The sequence below is a fragment of the Bradyrhizobium sp. AC87j1 genome (genome assembly GCF_002936975.1).
Lineage (GTDB): Bacteria > Pseudomonadota > Alphaproteobacteria > Rhizobiales > Xanthobacteraceae > Bradyrhizobium > Bradyrhizobium shewense.
The window spans coordinates 1-19,304 of record NZ_PTFE01000122.1 but is presented as its reverse complement, the minus strand read 5'-3'; the positions used below and the strand labels follow the sequence as shown (position 1 = coordinate 19,304).

Genomic DNA, 19,304 nt, shown 5'->3' with positions numbered 1-19,304 from the left:
GGCACAGATCTGGGCCGAGCTTCTGGGGCTGGCGCGGGTCGGACGCCACGACCACTTCTTTGCGCTCGGCGGGCACTCGCTATTGGCGGTGCCGCTGCTCAGTCGAGCACAAAAAGCTGGGCTGACGTTTAGCGCTGCCGACCTCTTCCAAGCCCCTGTTCTGAGGGAGCTTACATCGAAGATTCATTTGAACCGACAGCCCAGCAGTCCGCAAGTGATTTCCGTTCTGGAAACGGGATCACAGCCACCGCTCTTCTTTGTTCCCACGGGATTGGGCGATTGTTCCTATGTCCTCCCCCTCGTGAAGGAAATGGACGTCGACTGTCCGGTCTATGCTTTGCCATGGCCGCATTTCGACGACGTACGTCCACCAACTCTTGAGGCAATAGCCGCGGAAGTAATGCTAGCAGTTAGAGAGATCCAGCCACATGGACCGTATCGCTTTGCTGGATACTCATCAGGGGCAATCTTGGCTTACGCAATTGCGCAGCAGTTACTGAATCTGAATGAAGCTGTGTCATTCATGGCCTTCATGGATGCTGCGTTACCTGCAAATCGACGAAGCTTATCGCTGACCCAAACGGCACGGGAAGTGCTACTGGATTCTATGGAATTTTTGGAAGATGACAGCTTCCGGGTCTTAGAGCGATTTGCTGCAAACAGCTCGATTGGCCAACTGATTCAAAAGGCACAGCAAATTGGGGCGATACCCCTGGATCGTGATCCAGAAAGCCTTCTTCTGACGTATGAAAAGGCCGCGCAGTTCCAATGGGCACTGGACTTGTATGAAGTTCCATCTCTTGGAATCGAGATCAACCAGTTTTACGTCAACGGGCGTGTCGGCAGCCGTCGTGCACGAGGTTCAATAGGTCAGGATGCAAGTTCGCCGTTGCGGGGTTGGAACAGGGTTTTGCGTCCCGAGGCCATTCACGCCGTGTCCGTTCCGGGTGACCACACGACGATGATGAACATCCCAGAAAACCGCCGAGTTCTGGCTCGATGCCTTTCGATGGCCTTGACCAATTCACCAGACCGTCGGCGGCAATCGCAGGTGCCGCCGAGCTAACATTGTTCGGGCATCGATTGGGAGCGGCGGACATGATCTGGGATGTGGAGCAGGCCCACGGCTTTGAACACCAAGGAGTCGGCGATGTGGTAACACTCGAACATCGGCAAGTATTGCCACTCGAGTTTCGCGGGAGTGATCTCTGGCAAGTCGTCCGTTCTTTAATCGCGGGCACGGTGTCAACCCCGATAGACAAATTCTGGCCATCAGCGCCGCCACCATCGATCGCCTGCTCGTCGATGTGAAGATCGCGGCGAGCGGCGGCAGGCGGCGCCGTGCCGGATTCTATTCGGCAATCCGGCGCGAAGTCCCGATCCGCACGTTCAATGACTGGAACAGCCCGGTGCCCGGCTTCTGCGAGGTCGACATGGTCGCCCATGGCGGCACGTCGGTGGCTGGCTCGTTCATCCAAACCCTAACGATGGTCGATGTCGCCACCGGCTGGACGGAGTGCCTGCCTTTGCTGACGCGAGAAGGTTCGCTCGTCGTCGAGGCGATCAACCGCGCACAGAGCCTGTTCCCCTGGCAGTTGCGCGGCGTGGACTTCGACAACGACAGCGCCTTCATGAACGATGTCGTCGTGCCATGGTGTCGCGAACAGAAGCTCGAAGTCACTCGCTCGCGCGCCTATAAGAAGAACGATCAGGCGTTTGTCGAGCAGAAGAATGGTGCCGTCGTCCGCCGCCTCATGGGCTATGGCCGCTTCGATGGCGTCGAGACGGCGCGTATGATGGGCCGCCTCTATGCGGCGGCACGGCTCTACGTCAACTTCTTCCAGCCGTCGTTCAAGCTGAAGGAGAAGCGTCGCGAAGGGGCTAAAGTGATCAAGCGCTATCATCTCCCATCGACGCCCTATGAGCGTGCCTTGACGCATCCCAAGGTGACCGCGGCCGTGAAGAAACGGCTCCGCGATCAGTATCGCTCGCTCGATCCGGTCGCGCTGTTGGCGGAGATTCGCGCAACCCAAGAAGAACTAGGCAATCGCGTCGATCGTCGTGCCGGACAGGCGCGCGGCCTGCAACCCGCTCGCACTAGACTAGCATCCTGCCAGCGACCGCGGCGACGTTCGCGAAGACGCTCGGCAAGACCGCGACGGTCGGCGAGCCGCGTGCCACGCACCGGCGAACTCGTCGGCCCTATAAGACCAGAGTTCGCATGCCGTCCAAGCTCGACCCGCATATTGCCGCGATCGAAGCGTGGCTCGCAGAGCAGCCGCAGCTGACGGCGCTCGCAAATGTCGGCCGGCTGCGCGAGAAATACCCCGAGGAGTTCGGAAAGAGACAGCATTCGATTGTGCAACGTCTGTTGAGGGCGCTCAGACGGAGGGCTGCCGAACGGTTGGTTGCCCAGGGCGCGCTCGACGACGCCACGACGGCTGCCCCATTGCCCGCGGTTGTGGACGGCTCGGGCTACGTAGGGCCCGACCCGCCCACAGCCCCTCTCGTCGACCAAACCGGGAAAGCCATCTGGCGCGACCGATTAATCGACATCGGATCGTCATCAGCAATGGCGCCATCAGGGTAACATTCGCAGATGCGGCAATACGGGGGGGGTCCCAGTCCAACGCAGATTGACACCTTGAAGCGGAATTCCTACTTGAACGGTTCGACGAGCCAATCGGTGTAGTGCAATTCGAATTGTAAGTTTCCGGTGGCACTTCCCAGCATGCGGTAGAGCGCGTAATCGGCTAGGCCGCCCATGGCGGCGCGATCTAGTGGCAAAGGACAAGCGACTCCCCACTCGACCAGCTTCTAGGTGGACCGCGCCGGCACAGCTCGGAGATATTCTCCTCGCCCCGCAATGCTTCCAGCACCATACGGATCTTCTCTTCCGAAGAATACTGCCGGCTTGTCTGGCGCTAATGTCCTTTACCGCTTGTTCTGCCGACGCTTTGCCCAAATTTCTGCTTCATCTTCGCTCCTGTGGCTACGATGAACCAGAAATCCTCGCTCCGCCGAACCATGCAATGTGTCTCACAAGCCCTGACGGCGAACACGTGACGTTGTCCTTTTTACCCACGCCGAAGGAGGCTGCACATAGCACTGCCAAATCGTCCCATTATCGAACTGGATAGTCATGCCGTCGGGCGTGTACACTGTCCCATATTGAATGCATCAACCCAAATGCGGTTCGACGGATAGAACCAGTCTGGCCATGCACGAGAAGGTACGCCTGCCTCGCTCAAAAGATTGAGTTCGGATCCGTTTTGCGTGACGTAGGCCAAAACAGCGCCGTAGCATCTCTGAATGCACTGATAACTTCCGGTCAGATCGACCGATTGGGCGGATGCACCACTGTTCATCAACGCGCCGACGACTGCGATAGTGAGCGCGATGGGACTCGTCGTACTTGAACTTTTCATGAGAACATTTCCTTTGAACGACCCAGCGATAGTTGTCTATCAATACCTGAGAGTGCGTCGAATGCCTTTGACGAAAATCAACTCGACGTGTCTGCGAGCTCGTGCACGAAGTCTACAACTGCACAAGGCGCTCATGCGCACGCGTCAAACCTGCGGGATGATCTTGACCAAGGGAGCGCAGCGCGAAAGCTCCGTCCAATTGCGCTGCCGACGGCAACTAGGCCGCGGCACGTCGATCGGCTCCGCTATTCCCAATCCGTTGGTCCCGCATCGACCGAGTGCTCCTTGTCCGGTATCTTACAGCGGCGTCCGCTGTCAGCTTTCGGACACCCGTGACCGCCGTTTGGACCAACGTTTCTCGCGATCATATTGGCAGCTAGTATCAAGAGACGATTTGGCACGCTCGTTGCTGCTCCGGCTAATGAACGTCTGTCGCGTTTCTGCAGAGGTGCGCTACAACAGCGATCGCCTTTTCAAAGCTGCGCAAAGGCGATGGTAACAAGATTGACGGTCGCTTTCAGGCTGCTTGGCCTCCCGCGCTTGTATGACGTGTACGACAGCGCCGTCCCCCGATCGGGCTCGAGAGTATGACCAAGCTTGGCCTCAACATAGCACACCGAGAAGCGCGCGGTGAGAATGCAGACGCTCCCTCGGTTAGCAAAACCGGGCACGATACTACAATGCTGGGGGCGCACTCCAGCCGACTTGTCAGCCGGAAGGGCTGCTAAATGGCCAAGTTTCTGCAGACACGGCACTCCGGCAAACTTGTCAATCTGGATCGTCTCGAAGCAGTCTTGGGATCGGAGAATGTTGACGCTCTGGTGGCAAGCTCGCCAGAGAACGTGACCTACGCAAGTGGGTACTGGGCATTATCACAATGGATCAGAAGGGGGCCACAGACGTACGTCGTTATTCCCCGGAACGGCCCCGAGCGATCTACGGTGGTTACCTCGACCGCTCTGCTGGATCTTCTTGCCGACCAGAATGTCTGGGTGCCCAACGTCCGCAGATTTGGCTACTTTCAGATGGATCGCACAGAAAGATTGCACAGTGGCCTTGATAAGAAACTTCTGAGCCTCTTTGGCCTGCCCGATGATGGTACGCCGCTCGAGGCGCTCGCCAAGGCGCTTATCGATGCGGGCGTCGCCAAGGGACGTATTGCGATTGACCAGCTTGGACTGCTGCCGGGCAGTTGGGAACGCCTGCAAGACCTGCTGCCCAACGCGACGCTCGTCCCAGGTTGCGCCCTGTTCAGAAAGATTCGCGCCGTCAAGACTACGGAGGAGATCAACCGACTGCGATACGTCGCTCAGGTTGCTGAGCGCTCGATCCAAGCCGCGTTGGCGGAAGCGCGAACTGATATCACAGAGATTGAGATGGCGCGCGCGTTTCACCGGAAGACCGTCGACAGCGATTGTCAACCGGTGCTCGGCTGTATTGGCTTCGGAACGCGCAGTGCTATGCCCAACGTGCAGCCGTCTGACGCTCGCCTGGTCGATGGCGACATCATTCGGTTTGATGTCGGTGGGCGCTTCAGGCATTACCGCGCCGATATCGCGCGCATCGCCGTGTTCGGAGAACCCTCAGCCAGAACTAAACTGTATCATCGCGCGCTGCATCGCGGCGTTCAGGCCGCACTCGAAATGATAAAACCGGGTGTCAAGGCAGCAGACGTGTTCCTGAGGGCCGTCGATGTCACGCGAAAAGAGGGCATCAATCACTTTTCACGTTCACATGTTGGGCATGGCATCGGGATCGACGGCTACGATCTGCCCGATCTTACGCCGAGCAGTACTGACCTCCTCGAGGAGGGGATGGTCATGTGTGTCGAGACACCATATTACGAGACAGGCTGGGGCGGCCTTCAGGTCGAAGACACTGTCGTAGTGCGCGCGGACGGCATCGAAACGTTCATGACCACTGACGGCAGCTTGATGGTGTCGCCATGACGGCGGAGATCGATCTCCTTCGCTGGGAGCGTGAGCGCGCAATCGTCGCAGCCTCGCACATCGAACGCTTCGCTAGATCCCGCAAACGGTGGAGCTCTCTTTTACAAACCTGAGACGTTCCCGCTCCAAGTTCAACGGGCGGCAGAGTACATGGTTATCAGAATGTGATTTGGCGAACCAGCTGCGGCAGCGGCGCCCGGAGCCCGAAAGTTCACACGAGCGCTGTTCAGGCAGCCAGGCCCGGACTTCGTGTCTCCCAATTCTGGTAGCTATACCCAAATGAGCTATCTTGCAATTATGTAGGCGAAAGTGCCTGGAGCGGGTGTCATGGGCGCGGGCGATGCTCTAACAAATGAAGGCGCTCGTGACTCTGGTCCTGTGAACGAGTTTGCGCCAAGGTGCTTGCTCCATGTCGGTGTTGGCCGTGCAATCGGTCACCACGGTGAGTTGCTGCAGGGTGTATTCGAAGCTGACGATGGACGCCTTCATCGCGGCCTTATCACAATGCCATTTCCAGCTCGGCACTCGGTCGCGACCTTTCGGCGACGGGGTACCGCTGAGATCAAGATATCGCCGATCGGTCATACTAAGGCAGCGCGGGCGATGGCCCTGACGTTCGAACATCTCGGGTTTGTCCAATATGGAGGAGATCTCACGATTGAAAGCAATATTCCGGCGAGTCATGGCTACGGCTCTTCGACCGCCGATGTTGTTGCGGCAATCCGCGCCGTGGCGGCCTCAGCGGGGGCGGCATTTTCCCGCGCGACGGTGTCGCACATTGCGGTAGCTGCTGAAGGCGCCAGCGATCCTGCCGCCTATGATGGCCGACCGGTGTTGTTTGCTCAGCGCGAAGGCATGGTCATCGAGCATTTCACCGACGAGTATCCGCGATTCATGGTGGTGGGCTTCAGGCATCCGAGTGACCAGCCAGTCGACACCTTGCATCTGCCGCCGGCGCGTTACGATGCGCGCGAGATTGAACAATTTCGGTGTTTGCGCGGCCTGGCCGCCCAGGCGATCAAACAACAGAATGCCCGGCTACTCGGGCGGGTGGCGACCGCGAGTTCCCGGATTAGCCAGCGCCATCTCTCCAAGTCCCATTTTGATGACATGCTGCGTTTGACAGCAGAAGTCGGCGGTTGCGGGCTTCAAGTGGCCCATAGTGGCACGCTAATGGGCATCCTGTTTCCAGTGGAGGAGCCGGGCGTCACTGAACGAACCAACGCAGTAGCCGACCGCCTCAGTCATTCCGGATTTGAGCACGTTACGGTCTTCGCAACGTACGCGGATGAAGCCATCTCCTCATGAACAGCGCCGACACTTTTCTTGCTGCCTACGAAACACCGCGGCCAGCGCGTCTCGCTCCTAATCTCCTCGCTGCCTGCTTTCCGTTGATGAAGCTTATGCCGGCCCGCTTCATGATCGCCCGTGCGCGCGCTTCTGGGCGCCTTGCACCTGGCGGTCATATTGTTGAGACGACATCCGGTACCTTCGGCTTGGCGCTTGCCTTGATCGCGGCGGCGCATGGTTATGGTTTGACCCTGATCAGCGCCGAAACCTTGATCGATCGAACGCTCCGCTGCCGACTGAAACTACTGGGGGCGCGGCTCGATGTCGTGGACGATCCGGACGGTTCGGGGGCTCAGCGCTGTCGTCTGGAACGGCTACAGGCGATCCGAGAAGAACATGCGGGAGCGTTCTGGCCCGCACAGTATGATAATCCCGAAAATTGCCATGCCTATGGCAGGCTAGCGGAATGGTTCGTACGTCAGGTCGGTCAGGTTGATTGTCTCGTCGGCTGCGCTGGATCGGGAGGGTCCCTGTGCGGCACGGCGGCTATCCTGCGCGAAATCTTTCCCGACCTCGTCGTCCTCGTCGTTGACACGCCTCGCAGTGTGCTCTTCGGCCATCCGCCCGGAAAGCGGCTGCTGCGCGGGCTTGGTAACTCGATTTTGCCCCGGAATCTGGACCACCGCCTGGTTGATGAGGTCCATTGGGTTGGCGCTCTGCCTGCCTTCGCCGCGGCGCACCAACTTTGTCGAGACCATGCGCTCTTTATGGGGCCGACGAGCGGAGCAGCCGCCTTGGTGGCGCAATGGTATGCGCGCCAGCGCCCCAGGGCGGCGACGGTCGTCATCCTGCCCGATGAGGGTTTTCGATACCAAGAGACCGTGTTCAACAACAAGTGGCTCACCGCTCTGCCGGGTTGGCCGGTCGAGATTGCCGATGCTCCAGTCACAATTGAGAAGATCGCGCCAAGTGGAGAGGAGACATGGACACGCATGATCTGGGGGCGGCGGGTGTTGGAAGAGGTGCCGAGTGGAGGCGAAGTGGCACATAGGATGCTTGGCTAAATCGCCGCAGCCGGGCGGAAGCGAGGCATCGTCAACTTAATCGACCGCTGGGCGAGAAGGCGGTGCTCAGAGGTTCGATATTCGGGGATAAGGCCTGTCGTGGCGATCTCGCGCCAGGTCGCAACGGACAATCCTTACGTAGTTCTTGGAAATGATCTAAATCAATGATTTGCTAGCTTGAGAGAGGAGCAGTGCGCCGGAAGCCCGGCTGTGCGTCCCCCGTGTGAAGGAACGCTTCCGTTCTGGCGAAGATGAATATGTCGTGGCGACCGCGCCACCCCAGCGGTAGTTCACGCGGACCAAACCGATATCGACGTCCTGACTGATACGGGCAGTCCCTGCAAAAGCGCCCACCGGAACACCTACGATTCCTGTTGAAAAGAAGAAGTCTACGTCCCGATGACCCATGAACAAGTGGTCGTACTCAATGCCGATGGACCAGTTCGGAGCGAAGCCAAATTCAAGGCCCGCTCCTACCGTGCCGCCCCAACGGGATTCGCTGCCGTTGTCGATAGTCAGCCCGGTCGCAAAATCGGAGACCCGGTATTTGTCGCGGACAACTGCCGCGCCACCCTTCACATAGAGCAACACGTTATTCCAGGCATAGCCGACTTGCCCCGTGAACAGGCCGAATGCATCAAGCTTAAATTCATCCTGGACGCCTGCAAAAGCAACGTTGGCGTTGGAGCCCTTGAAATCGGCCCAATTGCCCTGCGCCTCCAGACCGAACACCGAGTTCGCTATTTGCCAGCGGTAGCCGATTTGACCGCCGACCGTGCCTCCCGTCGCATGATGGCACCCCATGCCAACGGCCGGCGCGACGACCACGCCGCCGGCATTGACCAGGTCCCAGCACTGATGCGCAGAGCCGCCACCGCCATTGATGCCGACGTAGAAGCCGCTCCAATCATACATCGGAATGACCGCCGGAGGCGCTTTGATGTAAGGCCGCGCGGCCAGATCAGCGGCAGAGGCAGGAGCAGCCAGCGTGATGAGGGCTACCGTGCCCAGCAGAACTTTTCTCATTCTCTAAACCCAGCTTCGTATCGACTTCCTTGACGGTTATTAACGAGGATTGCCTGTGACCATCTTCTCCATCAATTCCCAACGTTGGTAGTGACTGGGGCGCAAGCGTTGCCATCTGGAGGATGGCCAAAAGTTCGAGTCTGGCCGGTAGCGGATGCTTTGGCCCGCAAGGACGAACGTGTTTATAACTGTGACTGCGAGGGCCTCCAGACCACTTCACCGAGCTCCTCGACATGGCTGACACGCGAGCGGACAGTGATATTCGCGCGACCACTCAAAGGAGCCGAACTCGCCGCCAGGATCGATCCGCACCACGGCCAACCGGCTCTCCATTAGGAGACTTTAATGTGGCCGCCGCCCATCAGGTGCTCTTGGTCTTGCAGGCTGACAACGCCCTCAGCCGGATATGGGCTTCGGCTTCGATCAGTTCGTAATTAACCTCTGGAACAGTGCGCATCGCTGTTGGAAATTTAGATGTTGTCGGGAAAGTGTCGGCAACCAGGACATCGAGCGCTTTGCGCCGCATGGTTGCTCCCGATCCAAGACGAGTGAAGGATCACCGCGCGGGAGATCGGCGATTGAGGTTCAATTCGCCGTGTTCGGTCAGGCGGCTTCGGACTCGATCTGAGTGACGTTGCTCGGGGCAGTACTGCCGATCGCGATACGACGCGGCTCCTTCGCCTCGGGGATTTCGCGCTGCAGGTCGATCACGAGCAGGCTTTTCTCGAAGCCGGCGCCCTTGATCCGCCGCTTCGGGGCAAGTGCCACAACCCGGTTCAACTAATCGCTTATTAAAGACGCGGCCAAAAAGGGTTATATGGCCGGGACCAGTAGTCGCGCAGCCGTCTTTTCCGCTATCCTAAAGACGGTGCCAGCCTAACGAGGAGCGAAATGCTATGAAGCGCGATGAAATCCCAATGATGGTCGACGTTCTCAAGCAGGCTAAACAAAGCGAGGCCGTTGCGCGCGCCTCCCTTTGGGCGATTGCGAGAATGGCTTATGCTTTGCGGAATGCCGGGGTTTTGTCCGATTCAGATGTCGAAATTGCATTCGATCCAAAAGCGATCGGCTCAGCAATATCTGAAGAGTTTCAAGGTATCGCACAGCAAGCGATAGATCACTTGCGTCATCAAAGCTTGGGGCCGGTGGAGCGGCGTTGACGCGTCGAGGCGAAAACCTCGGTGAAGAACGCCCGATTGGAACGCTTCGACTTCGTTGGGTACACACTGGGATCCCGCCGCTTCCCCAATGAGGACTGGTATTTTGGTGCAGCTCCGTCCAAGAAAAGTGTGCTGCGGATCAGGAAGAAGATCAGCGAGCTCTGACGCCGGGCAACAAGGGCGCCTGGCCCGAAGTGCCTGCGCGACTGAACCGCCTTCTGGGCGGCTGGTCCGCTTACTTCAGCTATGGCTCTCTCGCCACGGCCCATCAGGTCGTTGATCGGCACGTCTGAGCTATGACGGATTTTGGGTGACGCGGTCCGATCAGGCGGCGCGGACTTCAGCGGTCGGAATGACTTCGATTCCGTCCGCAAACTTTACCCCGGATATCAGCTTCGGCAACTGATTTGTGCCCTTCAACCGTCGCCAGGTTTTAGATGCGGCGCCGACGAGCCTGAAGACCATCAACTTTGCTGTGTGTGGCGATTAACGCTCCCTTCGTTCGCACAGTCCGGTGCCTGACCGTGGCAAAGACGCTCTCGATTGGATTCGACGTACGCAGATGCGACCAGTGCTCGGCAGGGAAGTCATAAAGCGCCAACATAGCCGAGCGATCCTTGATCAGGCATTCAACGGCCGGCTTGTATTTGACGCCGTACTTCTCGACAAAGATATCAATTGCTGTTTCAGCGGCCGTCCGGTTCTGCGCTAGGTAGATGTCACGCAGATGCCTGGCCCGCTTGCTCCACGGTCGCGGGCCTTCGGACGGGCGATCACGGCAGGGCCGATGCCGGTGGCAATTTCGCGCGCCGGTCCCCGACCATCCGGCAGCGCCAGATGTTCGTCGTTTCCAGGAATGTAGTGAACTCATTCTCGACAGCGCGGGCGATCAGTTCGCGAGCTCCGGCACGCAGAATATCCGTCAGTGGATCAGCAATCTGATCGGGCTGAAGCAGAGGAAAAACATTGGTAGTCTCGTTCACGGCGTATCGCTCCTTTGGAGGTTGCTGGCAGGCTTCATCCCCCGCCTCGATACGCCGCCTTTCTCAGGTCGTCATCACCCAGTTTCCGTCATAGCTCGGCACGTCTTCGACCTCTGGATCGCGCTAGCTGACAGGCCAATTGCCGAGGAAAACCTTGCGGCGATGCTAATTCATAGAGAAGCGAAGAGCACTACCGGGCTCACGAGCAGAAGCCATGCAGTGGGATAGCTCAACCGCGAAGCAGTGGTTACTTGGAGAGCGTAAGCCGAGAACGCTGTGACACGGATGCAAAGAGGTGGGAATGAGGCCCGGCTGTTCCGCGAGATCTCAGAGCAGTTGATCGGCTCTGACAAGCGACGCGAGAAGCTTTACCGTTCGCTAAGATAATGGCTCGGCCGGAGCTGTCCGCAATGGCTCGCCGAGCTGGATTCGAACCGGGGATGTTTGCTTAAAGGGGAAGCCCCGGGGCAACCGACGGGCTCCTACGTGAGGGAGAGCTGTGGGCCCTAGGTCGCCCCGGCCTCCCTCTCTTGAAGCTGTTTGAGAACCCGCTGATATTCAAACTCGCACCACGCAAGCTCGAATGGTTCCATGAGCGCCTCTAGCCACGCCCCGGCTAAGACTGCCATTCCGACGAAAAACAGAATTCGCAACCTCCTGACTAGCTAATCAGCGGCCGACCCCGGCGATGACGAATGAGATGTCCGCTTCAGCCAGCCTCGTACCGCAGCGAAGACGATCGCGATCAGCGGCTCAATTGAACCTTGGCAAACGTCAGGCATCTAAAGAGGTGCCCGAACGATACCAAGGTTTATGGCGCTCAATCCGACACGCTGGTTTTTGCTCATCTTCAGCCACTGTTCATGCGCCGCCCCGATAATCGGCTCCTTCACCCGAAATCCGGCATAGCTCGCTCTGGCGCCTTCATCCACCGGTGCTTTGCTGAGTTCCTCCGAGAAAATCTTGCGGCTGCTTGAACCGCCGTTACGACAAGAACAGTGCTTTGAAGAGAGCGTTGACGGATGTCCATGACTTGTAGATCGCAAACACCGCAAAGACGATAGGCAGGCCGGCTTCCAGGATCATCCATGCGCGTCGCAAGCCGAGTGGCTACCGCCGCTTTCCCAAACGGCCTTCTGCTTTCTGCAGGGCCGCGTCGGCGGCATCCTTAACTTTGTGGTATGCGTCCCAATTCGAGTCCTCTTGGTCGTAGTATTCCGATCCCTCGAGCGCTTCGCGCTGACTTCTTAACTCTTCGGCGTCCGCGCCCTCTGCGGACTTCCGAGCGGCATGGAGTCGCTCATCTTCGATATACTGCGTGACCAATTTCGCTGTCTCGCGTTCGCGAAGCAGGTCGGTCCAGGTCCGCAACACGAAGCTAAGGAGCAGCAAGATGACAGCCAGCGCCATAAGCATGGCAAAAACTTCGGACCGATTGCCGAAGTCCAACGGGACCAGGCCCGTGCCTTTGAGCTGTACATCGAATGTCACGACGACCGCGCAAATCGCCGAAGCAATGATCAGATGGCGCCCCGTCCGCATCGTCTCGGCGCGCAATGGCTCGCCATACAGCCCCTCCAAAAAATCGGCGGTCGGGCTTTTAGTCGAGGCGCCATCTGTTGCATTGTCCTCGCTCACCGCTTGAGTCGCCTGAGAAATTGCTGCCGCCTTGAATGCCTGTTTCTTTCGGTGCCCGACCACTGATCCTGGCCGCCCGGCGTTGTGGTCATAGTAGAAACATTTCGGCCGCGCCGCCAGCTACGAACGGTCGAGCGCCGCTTCACAGACGGGTGCCCATGGTGTCCCTCTCAGCGACTTGCGCCACACGTGGGCGCAAGAAAGCGTGAGCCATCTTTAACCAGTCTTTAGCGTCGTTCCCGACGAACCGACCGTGCCACCGCGCAATTGACGGCGAGCAGTTTTAGTCGCGGCGAGAAACGACATGATCAACGCACATCGTGCGTGAGCGGCCAACGCGCGATTGGTACTCTTCGAGATCCACTTCGCGCGTCAGGTGCGAGTAACGAATCTTCAAAGCTGGCGTGAAGTTCGCCTTCTTCGATGCCCGCTTTGCCGCCGTCCGCACTGATGCGATGGCCGACAAAGACCTCGCGTCGGCACGTCTTGCGGTCATGTTCCCTCAGGGTAGCAGCACTATATTTGAGCCGAACCGGGTTGCCGCGCCTTTTCCATTGCGACCCTGCACGCGGCCGGAAAGGTCAGTGCGAAATCCGTCCTGAACTCATATTCTTTGACCATAGTACGGGGAGAGACGATCCGGAAGCGCCAATATCGGCGTCCACTTGGCTTCTTCCCGTACCCGCGCTTCCACTGCGACGTGTCAATCCGCACATCACCCATGTTCGGCCTTGATACCTCGAAAATTACACTCTGCCCTAGCGACCGCGCTTCAGGGCATCAACTCCTTCGGCTGGTAGGCGTTGGGCTCGCCCTTGATGTTCCGAACTGGTCCAATTCATCCGAGCGACTTACACGCCAAGTAAGCGTCGGCTCATACAGCGTGACGGACGGTTGCCCAATCGTGTGGCGGATCGAACAATTTTAGCTCCTGTGGTTGTGCCTCCAAGCGGCGCCTCAGAAATCGCCCATCAATGCGCCCTTTCCAACAACGCGCCGACCAGCCTTGATTGATCTCGCTGCCTGCCACGATCAGCATGAGCGGCTCCTTCACGCGGCGAGCAATGCGCCGCAGCGTAGCCGAGTCCAGATCGCTCATTGCCGCGGCGCCACCGGATGCGAGTGCCAATCGCCGAGGTAATCAACGTCACCCGCGCTATCCTGAAAAGCCCGCCGAATCTCTGCGACCTGCCAAGCGTGATCAGGCACGAAACAGTGTCGCCCGTGAAGGGCGTGCGGGCCGGGACCGCGAAGGTCGACTACCACCCGGTCTTTCCCCGCGCGCCCAGCCGAGAAGAACTCCGCCATTCTCAAGGGGGACAAATTCGCAAGCAAGTTTGCACATTGCCCGCATCACGTGCGAAGAAAGCAAGACGTTCATTCCCCGGCCCAAACAGCGTGGATGTGGGGGGCAATCAAACGCTCCCAGCGTGGCAGCACACGTGCTCTGTTTTGGCCTTGCAGTGTCAGGATAGACACTTGCCAGGTGCCGGGGTCGTACTTCCCTTCTGAGAGCAATCCGACCGCACTGCGGACGACTTCAAGCGAGACTTCTTGCAGATCAAAGCCTCCTCCGGTGAATGTAGGCGCATTGCACCCTAACGGCGTGACGATTCCGGTATTATCGAGACGCGGTTTGGATATATGTTTCTCGTCCTTCCAATGTTCATGGAGGCAAACCAAGCAGCTTTTGGAATCGTGAACAAAGCGCGCGACCACGCCGCCTGCGAGCCCCACGGTCGCGTAGCCTCACATAAGGCACATTCAGTTGGAAAGTGATTCCCCGAGCCAAGCCCCTGCCAGGGCGAGGGGTGGAGACTCGACGGGAAGCACTTACAGCGGACATCGCCGAGTGAAGGGATAGTCCAGACCACGAACGCCGCAAGGGTAAGAGGCGACGCGATCGGATCATGAAGCGTTTCAAATCGTCCCGTCAGGCTCAATTTTTCTGTCAGTTCATGATCAGGTCGCGAACCTTTTCCACATCCTCTCTCTCGGAGCCGTCACTGCCGACTTCCGTCGTGTTTCGCGCGAGCGAGCCTTTGCGACTTGGCGCGAGATCTCCACGACAAGCGCTCGCCGAACCTTGACCTCGGGGCTGCTCCAATTCGTTAACTTGACGGTGCCGCTTGACGAATCTCTGCGAGCGGCGCCTATATGTAGCCCGTCACGGTCTTCCATTCCCGCATCTCGTAGGATGGAAGCTAAGAGGGAACCCGGTGCGCCGGCAACGGCTATTCCGAGGCTGCCCCCGCAACTGTAAGCGGCGAGCGGTTGTCATCATGGTCACTGGCGCGACAGCGCTGGGAAGGCCGACAGCCCCAGCGACCCGCGAGCCAGGAGACCTGCCGCGACTGAACGAAAGTCCTCGGGCGGGGTGCCCCGGTGGGTCGCTTGCAGCCGGGCACATTTGCCAGCTCTCCTCGCAAGTCGTCCGCGCGGCCCCAGCGCCTAACATCGCGGGGTTGCCGATGTCGCCGTCTTACGATTTCGATCAGCATGGTCATCTCGTCGCGCCACCGGGTGTGCGGCCGCGCCTAGCGCAGGCGAAGCCTGCCGCGCCTGAGCCGTGTCTGGTGCCCCTTTCGCCATCGCCGGCTCCGCTGCCGTGGCCCCTCGCGCCATCGCCAAAGCCGCCCGACCTCACGCTCGATCCGTCGCGCGACGACTTGTTGACGTCGTTCGGCAAGCTGACGCTGACCGACCGTTATCTGCTCGCCGGCGAAACTTACCAGGACATGTTCGGGCGGGTGTCTTGCGCTTTCGCGGACGATGTTGCGCATGCCCAACGTCTCTATGATGCGATGTCCCGGCTATGGTTCATGCCGGCCACACCGGTGCTCTCCAACGGCGGGACCACGCGCGGCCTGCCGATCTCCTGCTTCCTCAACTCGGTGGCGGACTCGCTCGAAGGCATCGTCGGTACCTGGAACGAGAACGTCTGGCTTGCTTCCAACGGCGGCGGCATCGGCACCTACTGGGGCAATGTTCGCTCGATCGGCGAGAAGGTGAAGGGCGGCGTCACTTCAGGCATCATCCCGTTCATCCACGTCATGGACGGCCTGACGCTGGCGATCAGCCAGGGCTCGTTGCGGCGCGGCTCGGCGGCGGTCTATCTCGATATCCACCATCCCGAGATCGAGGAGTTCCTCGAGATTCGCAAGGCGTCCGGCGACTTCAACCGAAAGAGCCTCAACCTGCATCACGGCGTCAACGTCACCGATGAGTTCATGGGTGCCGTGGGCGCCGGCACCGCGTTCGCTCTGCGGAGTCCGAAGACTAACGAGGTCGTCCGCCAGATCGATGCCCGCCAGCTGTGGCAACGCATCCTTGAGAACCGGCTCCAGACTGGCGAGCCTTATCTCTTGTTCATCGACACCGTAAACCGCGCGCTCCCCAAGCATCAGCGCGAGCTGGGCCTCAAGGTCTCGACCTCCAACCTGTGCAGCGAAATTACCCTGCCGACCGGCATCGATCATCGCGACGAGGAGCGCACCGCGGTCTGCTGTCTGTCGTCGCTCAACCTCGAGACCTGGGACCAGTGGAGTGAGGAGCCCACCTTCATCGAGGATGTCATGCGCTTCCTCGACAACGTGCTCAACCACTTCATCACGGTGGCGCCGGACGGCATGAAGCGTGCCCGCTACGCTGCCCTGCGTGAGCGCTCCGTCGGCCTCGGCGTCATGGGCTTCCACTCCTTCCTGCAGGCCAAGGGCATTCCAATGGAAAGTGTCATGGCCAAGTCGTTCAATCTGAACATGTTCCGAAAAATCCGTCGCGACGCCGACGCGGCATCCGTGACGCTCGCGCGCGAGCGTGGTCCGTGCCCGGATGCCCTGGAACGCGGCGTGATGGCGCGCTTCAGCCATAAGATCGCAATCGCGCCGACCGCCTCGATCAGCATCATCTGCGGCGGCACCAGCGCCTGCGTCGAGCCAATCCCGGCCAACATCTACACCCATAAGACATTGTCCGGCGCCATCTCGGTGCGTAATCCGCATCTCGCCAAAGTGCTTGCGGCGAAGGGCGCCGACACTTCGGCGATGTGGCAGTCGATTATAGCACACGAAGGATCGGTGGCCCGTCTCGACATCTTGTCGGAGCACGAGAAAGCGATCTTTCGCACCGCTTTCGAGATCGACCAGCGCTGGATCGTCGAGCTTGCCGCCGACCGCGCCCCGTTCATCTGCCAAAGCCAGTCGATCAACCTCTATCTCCCAGCCGATGTCGATAAATGGGACCTTCACATGCTGCACTGGACGGCATGGCAGCGCGGATTGAAAAGCCTCTACTACTGCCGCTCAAAGTCTATCTCGCGCGCGGCGTTCGCCGGCAAGATCGGCGACAGCGACAAGGTGGCGGCGCCGCAGCCGCAGCGTACTGATTATGAGGAGTGCCTTGCATGTCAGTGATCGATCTTTCGGCCGTCGATCCGCGTACGCTGATCGGCAAGGGACGAGTGGGGCTGCTCGACTCGACCGGAACCTATGATGTCGATCGCTACGCCTGGGCTTACGAGCTCTGGAAGCGCCAGCAGCAGACCCATTGGATGGGCGAGGAGGTGCCGCTCGGCGCCGACCTCAAGGACTGGGCGTCGGACCGCGTCACCGCCAGCGAGCGCGCGCTGCTCACCCAAATCTTTCGTTTCTTCACTCAGTCGGACATCGAGGTCGGGGACAACTATCTCAAGCGCTACATCCCGATCTTCCAGCCGCTCACTGTTCAGATGATGATGTCGGCCTTCAGCAACATGGAGACGGTCCACATCGACGCCTATGCGCTGCTGCTCAAGACGCTCGGCATGCCCAAGACCGAGTTCGAGGCATTCCGCGGCTATGCCGAGATGCGCGCCAAGGCGGACTACATGCACGAGTTCGGCGTCGACAGCGTGGCCGATGTCGCTCGGACCTTGGCGATGTTCGGCGCCTTCACCGAAGGCATGGCGTTGTTCGCGAGCTTCGCCATGCTGCTCAACTTCCCGCGCCACAACAAAATGAACGGCATGGGACAGATCGTAAGCTGGTCAGTGCGCGACGAGAGTCTGCATTGTGAGGGTATCATCATGCTGTTTCACGAATGGCACCGCGAAACCGGCGCGGTGACGCGCGCTGTCCGTGACGACATCGTCGACGTCGCCAAGACCATGGTGAAGCTGGAGGAGAACTTCGTCGACCTCGCCTTCGGGCTCGGCAAGATCGAGGGCATGCGAGCTGAGCAGATCCACGCCTACGTCCGCTATGTCGCCGACTGGCGACTGACCCAGCTGCGGATTGCCCCGGTCTTCGGCTTCTTCGAGGCCAAGGAGGGCGGATTCATCCAGCTCAAGGCGCATCCATTGCCGTGGCTTGTCGAGATTCTCAATGGTGTCGAGCACGCCAACTTCTTCGAGCAGCGCGCCACGGAGTACTCCAAGGCGGCGAGCCGCGGCAGCTGGGACGGCGAAAACGGGGTGTGGGCGGCTTTCGGCCGTATCTAGCCCATCTTTATTCATGAAGGGCCTGTAGGTGGCTGGCGAATGTGGTGTAAGCCGCCGATGGGACGTGGGATTCGGTTGCTGAGACCAATTCTGCGCTGACATCATCGAGGTAACCACACCGGCCATGGTCGACGATACGATTCTGCCCTTCCTGTTTCGAGCGGTCAGGCGCAAGACGATCACAGCCGCCTTTGATGGGGGGGCGGCTGTTTTCAGCGGCTATGATGTGGAGGGCTCTACAACCCGAACCCGCTCGAATGCGACAGGGGACCAGAGGACTTCTCGTTCCGTGGATTCATAGCACCCGAAGGATCATTGAAATCCCTTGGCTGCGTTCAAAAGCGCCCGAGCCTATCCGGCGGCGTCCCGACCATCGACCGCGCCTCCGGCGGGTCGAACATAGGGCGATCAGGCCAGCCTAGCTGTCCTCTCACCGATGACATTTCTAGTGAGCGGAACCTGCGACTTGTCTATCAGGCGCCGACACCGCGAATTTGGTGAGACCCTGTGCGGGACCGCCGAACTCGCCGTCGATCGTCGCGGACACTCCGCGGTGAGCTGCGTCATCCAACTACAACAGCGATTGTGAGAAACTTCACGATACAACCTCGGCCTGAGGCTTAGGTTAGGGTGCATCGAGTAGTGCTACGGATGTGCTGGCCCCTATTTGGTCACCACTTTGCATGTCCCGCAGCGATAAGCGATCGAGGCATCTTCGGGTTTCGCTTCCCTCGGAGTTTCAGAAGCGGGAGAAGCACATGGTGGGACGTCTTCCAGAACGTCGGATTGATCTAAAAGCGCGGCTCGAGAGTGGCGGGCCGCGCAAACGTCTTGCCATCGACGGGGGCGGAATCCGAGGGGGCCTCTCGTTGAAACTTCTAGAGGAAATCGAGCGGTTGCTAACCAAGGCAAGCAACCGCGCCGACTATCGTCTGGCGGACTATTTCGACTATGTCGCCGGAACCAGCACCGGCGGCCGCGCCGGAGAGCGCCGCCAAGCCTGAACCAACGAACCACGCCGTCTTGCTGTCCACACCAGCGGGCTTGCGGGGGCGAGCAAAGGCTTCGTAGTTCCCACTGCTGTAATACATCGCAACGTCAGAGCTTGTTTTATGTGACAATTGGTCCGCTGCTAGTCAGAAGATGCTTTCGGGCGCCTGACACTTGTACGGGACGCCGATCGTCAGACCGCCATCGACGACGATTTCGGAGCCCGTAAGATAAGAGGACTCGTCACTGAGCAGGAACAACACTACCTGTGACACTTCCGGCGGCTCGGCTGCCCGCCCA

At 59.4% G+C, this 19,304-nt stretch carries 20 protein-coding genes, 2 pseudogenes and 1 riboswitch; of the genes and pseudogenes, 12 read left to right on the top strand and 10 right to left on the bottom strand.

Annotated elements, in window-relative coordinates; translation table 11 throughout:
• From CV770_RS36190 to CV770_RS36180, 3 genes are all read left to right on the top strand, one after another.
• Positions 1-1,066: thioesterase domain-containing protein (locus CV770_RS36190; protein WP_245453952.1), on the top strand; the 1,066-nt coding region annotated here is incomplete at its 5' end.
• Between the two features lie 367 nt (positions 1,067-1,433).
• On the top strand, positions 1,434-2,288 hold the full coding sequence (locus CV770_RS36185) for an integrase catalytic domain-containing protein (protein ID WP_104465744.1): 855 nt from the start codon (positions 1,434-1,436) through the stop codon (positions 2,286-2,288).
• Positions 2,222-2,590, top strand: a complete 369-nt coding sequence (locus CV770_RS36180; protein WP_104465743.1) for a hypothetical protein — start codon at positions 2,222-2,224, stop codon at positions 2,588-2,590. The genes CV770_RS36185 and CV770_RS36180 overlap by 67 nt, the downstream gene beginning before the upstream one ends.
• A 550-nt stretch (positions 2,591-3,140) precedes the next feature.
• On the opposite strand, the gene CV770_RS36175 is transcribed toward CV770_RS36180, so the two are convergent.
• A complete protein-coding gene (locus CV770_RS36175) occupies positions 3,141-3,428 on the bottom strand; it encodes a hypothetical protein (protein ID WP_245453951.1) in 288 nt (95 codons plus the stop codon).
• Between the two features lie 728 nt (positions 3,429-4,156).
• On the opposite strand from CV770_RS36175, the gene CV770_RS36170 reads away from it, so the two are divergent.
• The 3 genes from CV770_RS36170 (at position 4,157) to CV770_RS36160 (ending at position 7,731) form a co-directional block, all read left to right on the top strand.
• Entirely contained in the window at positions 4,157-5,377 is a 1,221-nt protein-coding gene (locus CV770_RS36170; protein ID WP_104465742.1) for a M24 family metallopeptidase, read from the top strand.
• 603 nt (positions 5,378-5,980) lie between these two features.
• Positions 5,981-6,685: a GHMP family kinase ATP-binding protein gene (locus CV770_RS36165; protein ID WP_161500069.1), complete on the top strand. Its 705-nt coding sequence runs from the start codon at positions 5,981-5,983 to the stop codon at positions 6,683-6,685.
• Positions 6,682-7,731: a PLP-dependent cysteine synthase family protein gene (locus CV770_RS36160; protein ID WP_104465740.1), complete on the top strand. Its 1,050-nt coding sequence runs from the start codon at positions 6,682-6,684 to the stop codon at positions 7,729-7,731. The genes CV770_RS36165 and CV770_RS36160 overlap by 4 nt, the downstream gene beginning before the upstream one ends.
• Positions 7,732-7,887: 156 nt before the next feature.
• Here the strand turns inward: CV770_RS36160 and CV770_RS36155 are convergent, their stop codons facing one another.
• The 3 genes from CV770_RS36155 to CV770_RS42280 all read right to left on the bottom strand — a co-directional run bounded on the left by CV770_RS36155 (position 7,888) and on the right by CV770_RS42280 (position 9,525).
• A complete protein-coding gene (locus CV770_RS36155; protein ID WP_104465739.1) occupies positions 7,888-8,757 on the bottom strand; it encodes an outer membrane protein in 870 nt (289 codons plus the stop codon).
• Positions 8,758-9,118: 361 nt separating this feature from the next.
• Positions 9,119-9,283, bottom strand: a complete 165-nt coding sequence (locus tag CV770_RS42285) for a hypothetical protein (protein ID WP_161500068.1) — start codon at positions 9,281-9,283, stop codon at positions 9,119-9,121.
• Between the two features lie 77 nt (positions 9,284-9,360).
• A complete protein-coding gene (locus CV770_RS42280; protein WP_161500067.1) occupies positions 9,361-9,525 on the bottom strand; it encodes an alpha-crystallin domain-containing protein in 165 nt (54 codons plus the stop codon).
• Positions 9,526-9,653: 128 nt separating this feature from the next.
• On the opposite strand from CV770_RS42280, the gene CV770_RS36150 reads away from it, so the two are divergent.
• Both CV770_RS36150 and CV770_RS44125 read left to right on the top strand, forming a co-directional pair.
• Positions 9,654-9,917 carry a hypothetical protein gene (locus tag CV770_RS36150; protein WP_104465738.1) on the top strand — a complete coding sequence of 88 codons (264 nt, stop codon included), beginning with the start codon at positions 9,654-9,656 and terminating at the stop codon, positions 9,915-9,917.
• 194 nt (positions 9,918-10,111) lie between these two features.
• Positions 10,112-10,210, top strand: a complete 99-nt coding sequence (locus CV770_RS44125) for a group II intron maturase-specific domain-containing protein (RefSeq protein WP_349627989.1) — start codon at positions 10,112-10,114, stop codon at positions 10,208-10,210.
• A gap of 31 nt (positions 10,211-10,241) precedes the next feature.
• On the opposite strand, the pseudogene CV770_RS42900 reads toward CV770_RS44125, so the two are convergent.
• From CV770_RS42900 to CV770_RS41880, 5 genes and pseudogenes are all read right to left on the bottom strand, one after another.
• Positions 10,242-10,608, bottom strand: a pseudogene (locus CV770_RS42900) (transposase); the annotation flags it as partial.
• Positions 10,609-10,690: 82 nt separating this feature from the next.
• Entirely contained in the window at positions 10,691-10,900 is a 210-nt protein-coding gene (locus CV770_RS42895; protein ID WP_201760189.1) for a hypothetical protein, read from the bottom strand.
• A gap of 1,110 nt (positions 10,901-12,010) precedes the next feature.
• On the bottom strand, positions 12,011-12,538 hold the full coding sequence (locus tag CV770_RS36135) for a hypothetical protein (protein WP_104465737.1): 528 nt from the start codon (positions 12,536-12,538) through the stop codon (positions 12,011-12,013).
• A 283-nt stretch (positions 12,539-12,821) separates the two neighbouring features.
• Positions 12,822-13,034, bottom strand: a complete 213-nt coding sequence (locus tag CV770_RS41885; RefSeq protein WP_146101420.1) for a hypothetical protein — start codon at positions 13,032-13,034, stop codon at positions 12,822-12,824.
• A gap of 378 nt (positions 13,035-13,412) precedes the next feature.
• Positions 13,413-13,637, bottom strand: a complete 225-nt coding sequence (locus CV770_RS41880) for a hypothetical protein (RefSeq protein WP_146101419.1) — start codon at positions 13,635-13,637, stop codon at positions 13,413-13,415.
• 793 nt (positions 13,638-14,430) lie between these two features.
• On the opposite strand from CV770_RS41880, the pseudogene CV770_RS36130 reads away from it, so the two are divergent.
• The 4 genes and pseudogenes from CV770_RS36130 to CV770_RS36115 all read left to right on the top strand — a co-directional run.
• A pseudogene (locus tag CV770_RS36130) lies at positions 14,431-14,615 on the top strand (IS6 family transposase); the annotation flags it as partial.
• Between the two features lie 76 nt (positions 14,616-14,691).
• Positions 14,692-14,905, top strand: a riboswitch (cobalamin riboswitch).
• Positions 14,906-15,009: 104 nt separating this feature from the next.
• Positions 15,010-16,950 carry a ribonucleoside-diphosphate reductase subunit alpha gene (locus CV770_RS36125; protein ID WP_201760188.1) on the top strand — a complete coding sequence of 647 codons (1,941 nt, stop codon included), beginning with the start codon at positions 15,010-15,012 and terminating at the stop codon, positions 16,948-16,950.
• Positions 16,941-18,014 carry a ribonucleotide-diphosphate reductase subunit beta gene (locus CV770_RS36120; protein WP_201760187.1) on the top strand — a complete coding sequence of 358 codons (1,074 nt, stop codon included), beginning with the start codon at positions 16,941-16,943 and terminating at the stop codon, positions 18,012-18,014. Before CV770_RS36125 ends, CV770_RS36120 begins: the two co-directional genes overlap by 10 nt.
• Before the next feature lie 758 nt (positions 18,015-18,772).
• Positions 18,773-19,018, top strand: a complete 246-nt coding sequence (locus tag CV770_RS36115) for a patatin-like phospholipase family protein (RefSeq protein WP_161500065.1) — start codon at positions 18,773-18,775, stop codon at positions 19,016-19,018.
• 132 nt (positions 19,019-19,150) lie between these two features.
• On the opposite strand, the gene CV770_RS36110 is transcribed toward CV770_RS36115, so the two are convergent.
• A partial coding sequence (locus CV770_RS36110) for an SDR family oxidoreductase (RefSeq protein ID WP_146101418.1) occupies positions 19,151-19,304 on the bottom strand: 154 nt, incomplete at its 5' end.

Bases quoted from the DNA above. Each gene is read 5' to 3' on its own strand.
- CV770_RS36180 (WP_104465743.1), top strand. From the start codon at position 2,222: ATGCCGTCCAAGCTCGACCCGCATATTGCCGCGATCGAAGCGTGGCTC.
- CV770_RS41880 (WP_146101419.1), bottom strand. From the start codon at position 13,637: ATGAGCGATCTGGACTCGGCTACGCTGCGGCGCATTGCTCGCCGCGTG.
- CV770_RS36125 (WP_201760188.1), top strand. From the start codon at position 15,010: ATGTCGCCGTCTTACGATTTCGATCAGCATGGTCATCTCGTCGCGCCA.
- CV770_RS36150 (WP_104465738.1), top strand. From the start codon at position 9,654: ATGAAGCGCGATGAAATCCCAATGATGGTCGACGTTCTCAAGCAGGCT.
- CV770_RS36170 (WP_104465742.1), top strand. From the start codon at position 4,157: ATGGCCAAGTTTCTGCAGACACGGCACTCCGGCAAACTTGTCAATCTG.
- CV770_RS36120 (WP_201760187.1), top strand. From the start codon at position 16,941: ATGTCAGTGATCGATCTTTCGGCCGTCGATCCGCGTACGCTGATCGGC.
- CV770_RS36115 (WP_161500065.1), top strand. From the start codon at position 18,773: ATGGTGGGACGTCTTCCAGAACGTCGGATTGATCTAAAAGCGCGGCTC.
- CV770_RS41885 (WP_146101420.1), bottom strand. From the start codon at position 13,034: ATGACCGCAAGACGTGCCGACGCGAGGTCTTTGTCGGCCATCGCATCA.
- CV770_RS36175 (WP_245453951.1), bottom strand. From the start codon at position 3,428: ATGAAAAGTTCAAGTACGACGAGTCCCATCGCGCTCACTATCGCAGTC.
- CV770_RS36155 (WP_104465739.1), bottom strand. From the start codon at position 8,757: ATGAGAAAAGTTCTGCTGGGCACGGTAGCCCTCATCACGCTGGCTGCT.
- CV770_RS42285 (WP_161500068.1), bottom strand. From the start codon at position 9,283: ATGCGGCGCAAAGCGCTCGATGTCCTGGTTGCCGACACTTTCCCGACA.
- CV770_RS36185 (WP_104465744.1), top strand. From the start codon at position 1,434: ATGGTCGCCCATGGCGGCACGTCGGTGGCTGGCTCGTTCATCCAAACC.
- CV770_RS36160 (WP_104465740.1), top strand. From the start codon at position 6,682: ATGAACAGCGCCGACACTTTTCTTGCTGCCTACGAAACACCGCGGCCA.
- CV770_RS36165 (WP_161500069.1), top strand. From the start codon at position 5,981: ATGGCCCTGACGTTCGAACATCTCGGGTTTGTCCAATATGGAGGAGAT.